6 protein-coding genes and 1 pseudogene are annotated in these 5,100 nt (G+C 57.7%); 4 read left to right on the forward strand and 3 right to left on the reverse strand.

The window, feature by feature from the left end; all coding sequences use genetic code 11:
- Positions 1-124: 124 nt before the first annotated feature.
- Together ACPYOI_RS34820 and ACPYOI_RS34825 are read left to right on the forward strand one after the other, a co-directional pair.
- Positions 125-403: a type II toxin-antitoxin system TacA family antitoxin gene (locus ACPYOI_RS34820; protein ID WP_481420002.1), complete on the forward strand. Its 279-nt coding sequence runs from the start codon at positions 125-127 to the stop codon at positions 401-403.
- Positions 400-936, forward strand: coding sequence for a GNAT family N-acetyltransferase (locus ACPYOI_RS34825; protein ID WP_481420003.1), 537 nt, complete (start codon positions 400-402; stop codon positions 934-936). Before ACPYOI_RS34820 ends, ACPYOI_RS34825 begins: the two co-directional genes overlap by 4 nt.
- A gap of 165 nt (positions 937-1,101) precedes the next feature.
- Here the strand turns inward: ACPYOI_RS34825 and ACPYOI_RS34830 are convergent, their stop codons facing one another.
- The gene (locus ACPYOI_RS34830) at positions 1,102-1,392 is read right to left on the reverse strand and encodes an integration host factor subunit beta (RefSeq protein ID WP_481420004.1); all 291 of its coding nucleotides are present in this window, start codon (positions 1,390-1,392) and stop codon (positions 1,102-1,104) included.
- Positions 1,393-1,781: 389 nt separating this feature from the next.
- Here ACPYOI_RS34830 and ACPYOI_RS34835 point away from each other — a divergent pair, with 389 nt between their 5' ends.
- Complete coding sequence (locus ACPYOI_RS34835) at positions 1,782-2,636, forward strand: transglutaminase family protein (RefSeq protein WP_481420005.1); 855 nt, start codon at positions 1,782-1,784, stop codon at positions 2,634-2,636.
- A gap of 22 nt (positions 2,637-2,658) precedes the next feature.
- Here the strand turns inward: ACPYOI_RS34835 and ACPYOI_RS34840 are convergent.
- Positions 2,659-2,799 (reverse strand): annotated as a pseudogene (locus ACPYOI_RS34840) (transglutaminase family protein); the annotation flags it as partial.
- 174 nt (positions 2,800-2,973) lie between these two features.
- Between ACPYOI_RS34840 and ACPYOI_RS34845 the strand changes: the two are divergent.
- Positions 2,974-4,149, forward strand: coding sequence for a Fic family protein (locus tag ACPYOI_RS34845; protein ID WP_481420006.1), 1,176 nt, complete (start codon positions 2,974-2,976; stop codon positions 4,147-4,149).
- Between the two features lie 136 nt (positions 4,150-4,285).
- Here ACPYOI_RS34845 and ACPYOI_RS34850 read toward each other — a convergent pair whose 3' ends face one another.
- Positions 4,286-4,747: a cyclic nucleotide-binding domain-containing protein gene (locus ACPYOI_RS34850; protein ID WP_481420007.1), complete on the reverse strand. Its 462-nt coding sequence runs from the start codon at positions 4,745-4,747 to the stop codon at positions 4,286-4,288.
- Between the last annotated feature and the right edge of the window lie 353 nt (positions 4,748-5,100).

A 5,100-nucleotide genomic window follows, 5' to 3' on the forward strand; every position in this document is an offset into this window, starting at 1 on the left:
GCCTCCTGCTCCTTCAGCACCGCAATAATTTGCTCTTCCGTAAATCTCTGCTTCTTCATGCGTCCGTCCTTCAATGGCCCGGACTCTAATCAATTTTGGAGGAAATTACCCGTGGCAGGTCACCATGCCCAGAGTCGCCGCAGAAGATACAAGCCGTTTCCCGATGCAGATTCCGCCGGCCGAGAAGGCCCGGCTGATGCGTGCGGCCGCGCTCGAGCGAACTAGCCTCAAGGAATTCGTGCTGCGCAATGCGCTGCTGGCAGCTCAGGCAGTTATCGAAAAGGCCGAGCAGATAAGCCTGGACGAGGAGCAGACCCGCTTCATACTGGATTTGCTGGATAACCCGCCGAAGCCGAATGCCAGACTGCAGGCAGCGGCCCGTTCGCTTGCTAACCGTAAATGACGCTTCCGGACTGGCATGAGGAGCCGATCGCCAGGAAGCACAATCGCAAGAGCTTCGATTGTGGTCAGGCGGACCTCAACGATTTCCTGGCCAGATATGCGCGGCAGGCTCATGAGAGCGGCGCCTCTAAAACCTATGTCGCGGTCGATAATGCGGATAATATGACGATCCATGGCTTCTATACGTTGAGCCCGGCGCAGGTCGACTTCGATCTGGCGCCTGAAGCGGCCCGACCACCGGGCAGCGGACGTCATCCGATCGGCCGGTTTCGCCTCGGTCGTCTGGCGGTGAGCCGATCTTTGCAAGGTTGGGGGCTGGGCGGTGAATTGCTCATTGCGGCCGCACGGCGATGTATTCAGGTCTCGTCGCAGGTCGGTGGCTCGTTACTATTGATCGATGCCAAGGATGAGCGGGCGGCGGACTGGTACAAGTCCTATGGCGCCCTCGAAATTCCCAAGGCGCCCCTTTCTCTCGTTCTGCCCTATTCCGTCTTTATCGATGTCATGGAGCAGGCGGGCAAACCTGTGCTGTAGGATGTTCGTCTCCGCTATCATGCATCGTTGCCATTCTCGCGAGTGGGCAGTACCGGGTGATCATACCCGCGCCAAGCAGAATTATAGGCGCTTCGTTGAAGGGGCCGTGTCTTCCAACGTGAAATCTAGCATGCGGGGGTAGTGTGCACATGCCGCATTGGCGGCCTAGGTTTTCTCTTCCGGATTCAATCGCTTCTGTATCTCTTTACCGGCGCGGAAAAACGGCAGCCATTTATCCTCAACGAATACGGCTGTTCCGTTGCTGGGGTTCCGGCCCGAGCGCGACGGCCGATAGCGAACCGAAAACGCGCCAAAACCCCGAAGCTCGACACGATCGCCGTTTGCCAGAGCCTCGGCGATGTCATCAAGAATTGTGCTGACGATCTTCTCCACGTCCTGCCGGTAAAGATGCGGGTTGCGAAGGGTGATGATATGAACGAGTTCTGATCTGATCATGGATCCTTCATACCGATTTGGGCGTCACTAAGAAGACGATGTCGAACTGATGGAGGTCGGATGTCAATGCGATTGACCTGGCATCGTGAGTAGACGCGATAACGTTGCTGAATATAACAAAGGCGCGTGTTATTGGAGAGCCATTCCAACAACGACGATCGGGGGCGATCGCCAGTTCGAAGTTCGACAAAAGGATGATTGCCTTCGATGCCCGGGTTTGGGTCACAGCGGACGACATCCGCGACTGGCGACGTGCGAGCGGATGAGATTGGCCGCGTGTGGAACCGTCGTGCCTACAATGGCGTCTGCAAGGCACGAACACTTTGCGGGCGTCGTTTCGCTGACCCACGCTTGAGTTGACTGAACAATCTGGCCGCCGGGAAATCACTATGAAACTTCAGATCAAGCATCGAACGACCTACCGTTACTTGCGGCCCGTCGGACTGCTTGCGCACCGCCTGATGCTGTCGCCTCGGACCGACCAACGGCTTCGGACCTTGTCTTTCAGCATCGACTGTTCTGCGAGCGGGTCGATCGACTGGGCGAAGGACGTCTTCGGCAACACCATCGCGACGGTGACGTTCTCTGAACAGACCGCCGAACTGACGATCACCAGTGCTGCCGTTGTCGAGCAGACTGCCGACCCGTGGCCGGTCTTTAATATAGACATCTCGGCGCATGCCTATCCCTTCACGTACTCGACCGAAGACAAGACCGATCTCGGCGCATTTGCTGTCGTGACGTCTCCCGGTAGCCGTGTGGCGGATTGGGCCGGAGCGTTCGTGGGCAGCCGCCCGACCGACACGCTTTCGCTGCTGAAAGATATCAATGCCGGCATTCTGACAAATGTCAGCTATCGCATCCGAGACGAGGAAGGCACGCAGTCGCCGCAACAAACACTGGAGCAGGCCAGTGGCTCATGCAGGGACATCGCAGCGCTCTTCATTGAAGCTGTTCGTTGCCTAGGGTTCGGTGCGCGTGCTGTCTCCGGTTACGTTTACGACCCTCAGGCCTCTGTCGACGACGGCGGATCTACACATGCCTGGGCGGAAGTCTATCTTCCGGGAGCCGGTTGGATCGCGTTTGATCCCACTCACCGACGAGTGGGAGAAGCCTGCCTTATTCCCGTAGCGTTTGCCCGCAACAATGGACAGATCATGCCTGTTACCGGCGGATATACGGGAATGCCGGAGGATTTCGTGGAGTTGGACGTGTCGGTCAAGGTTGTCGAGATACGAGAATAGCGACAGATGATGCTCGCGTGCCCTACTCAGTCAGGCCATAGCTCCAGACACGAAACGACTTTAGGACGTGTGGACCGAAGGAAACAATCAACGGCACGTCGGCGGCATCCCGGCCACGAGCCACGACGATCCCACCGATGCGGGGAATGTTGCTACGTCGATCGCGCTGATCGACCTATCCGGTTTGGAAGTGCAAAATGCCGGAGTCAGCTCCGTTGGTCTCGATGGGATTCGAACCGGTGACCCTTAGCGCGAGGCGGAGATTAAGGGCAACAATGTCCGCATATTTGCGGAGATTATGCTTGCCATTCTCCGCATCTGAGCCCTATCCTGAGACATGACCTATATCTGGCAATCTGCCCACTGGCCGAATTTTGAATGGAAACTCGACCGCCTTGCATCCAGGCTTGCAGCCGTACGCCTTGATCAGGGGCGCCTCATCGGCCGTGTCGAGAGCCTCGGATTTCGTACGCGTGAGGCGACGTTTCTGCAAGCGCTGACGGACGACGTTGTCAAATCGTCGGCGATCGAGGGAGAGCGGCTGGATGAACAACAGGTCCGATCGTCGCTGGCCAGGCGGCTCGGTATCGATATCGATGGATTCGTGACGCCCAACCGCTCGGTTGAGGGCATCGTCCATATCACGCTTGATGCCACGATCAATTGCTCGGAACCACTGTCGGCAGAGCGACTGTTTCAATGGCATGCGGCGCTCTTTCCGACTGGTCGCAACGAATGGGGTCACAGGCTTCGCGTCGGCGATTGGCGCGACGACTCAGGCGGCCGTATGGAAATCGTGTCCGGCGCATTCGGGCACGAGAAAGTCCACTATGTTGCTCTACCGGGAGATCGCGTGGACGCTGAGATGTCAACCTTCCTCGAATGGTTCAACGGATCGCACGACCTCGATCCTCTCGTCAAAGCAGCCATTGCCCACCTCTGGTTCGTTGCCATCCACCCCTTCGGCGATGGCAATGGCCGCATAACCCGAGCAATCGCCGACATGACGCTTGCACGCAGTGGTGGGGGCGCTCAGAGACTTTACTCCATGTCTGCCGCGATCGAGAGATCGCGCATCGGCTACTATGAAGCCCTGCAGTCGATCACGAGCAAGGAAGCTGTCGACATCACGAGCTGGATCGAGTGGTTCCTGGATCGTCTGGGCAATGCTGTCGGCGATGCGCTGCTAACTCTCGACAACGTCATGCTGAAGACTGATTTCTGGCAGGCGCATGTCGCACGCGATCTTAATCCGCGACAAGCCAAGGTCCTCAACCGACTGCTAGAGGGAAACTTCGAAGGCAAGCTCACATCGACGAAGTGGGCGAAACTGACGAACGCGTCCCAGGATACGGCGTCTCGCGACATTGCGGACCTATTGGCGAAAGGGATCCTGCGAAGAGGCGAGGCTGGTGGGCGCAGCACGGCCTATGAACTGGTTATCGATTTTCCGACGAACCAGACCCGCTATTCGAGTGAGATCGATCCGGTCGGCAACAAGGCCCTCCGGTGAGCCGTACGTCATGGAAGCAATAGATAAGATCGTCGGCGTATTGCCGGACTAGGCGCGTGCTCCGACTCCGTGCATCTGTCTTCGCCCCTACGCGGGTCAGCGGCAGTTTCGGACTACCGAGCCGATCCGTGACACATCAGCAACCATCGAGCCAGCCGCTGAACGATTGTTGCCCTGCCATTGGCCAGCGCCGTTCCGGTGACCTGCACATGCACGGTCTGCGAATTAGCGAATGAGGAGGTTCTGAAGGGCCCTCGATCAAGGTCCGCATGTGGGCGACCGGCAGGCGCCTGGCAGTCGCGGCAACCTGGATGAAGGCTTCGTTCGGCGCCTGGTCGATCCCCGATAGTAAGATCGTTCCGACCATCCCTTCCTTGCCAACTAGGCCGGTTTCGATCTGCAATCGGCCGGGTGCATCGGCAACGAGTGAGGCGATGCCCGATTCCGGAAAATAGACGTAGTCGATCGGTTTATTGGGAGCTTGCAGCTGGTGATAAACTGGTAGATTGACGCGCTCGGATGCATTTAAAATGGCCGAGGCCATTTCATCGTCCATCGCTGCGATGAGGGTATTAGATGTCGCGTTTCCGCCATGCATTTTCTGCTCCCCCGTTGGGCAAGAGCAGATTGTCTCTCAGGCGGTCCGCACCCTTGATCATTGAACCGATGGTTGATTGTACGCCCTTTATCCCCGGGGTCGCAAACCAGCTAGATCGCGGGTTACGCTTGCAATTCGATACGGGCGCTTACGCACAGCAATAGCGAATGCCATGCTGGAAGCGATTGCAAGTGTCATCGGTAGTTTGGCGGCGGTGTTGGACGCTCTCCGCTGATGGCTAAGCGCACGCCACCGACGGGAACAATGGGCAGCCTGGATTGTTCTCCGGTCGCGTAACAGGAGACTGTCCGTCGATGGCGAGGTACTATTTTCACATTCGTACTGGGGATCAA

The sequence above is a fragment of the Rhizobium sp. SVR5-2C genome (assembly GCF_056755115.1).

Coding starts and splice junctions, on each gene's coding strand:
- ACPYOI_RS34820 (WP_481420002.1), top strand. CDS start 125: ATGCCCAGAGTCGCCGCAGAAGATACAAGCCGTTTCCCGATGCAGATT.
- ACPYOI_RS34825 (WP_481420003.1), top strand. CDS start 400: ATGACGCTTCCGGACTGGCATGAGGAGCCGATCGCCAGGAAGCACAAT.
- ACPYOI_RS34830 (WP_481420004.1), bottom strand. CDS start 1,392: ATGATCAGATCAGAACTCGTTCATATCATCACCCTTCGCAACCCGCAT.
- ACPYOI_RS34835 (WP_481420005.1), top strand. CDS start 1,782: ATGAAACTTCAGATCAAGCATCGAACGACCTACCGTTACTTGCGGCCC.
- ACPYOI_RS34845 (WP_481420006.1), top strand. CDS start 2,974: ATGACCTATATCTGGCAATCTGCCCACTGGCCGAATTTTGAATGGAAA.
- ACPYOI_RS34850 (WP_481420007.1), bottom strand. CDS start 4,747: ATGCATGGCGGAAACGCGACATCTAATACCCTCATCGCAGCGATGGAC.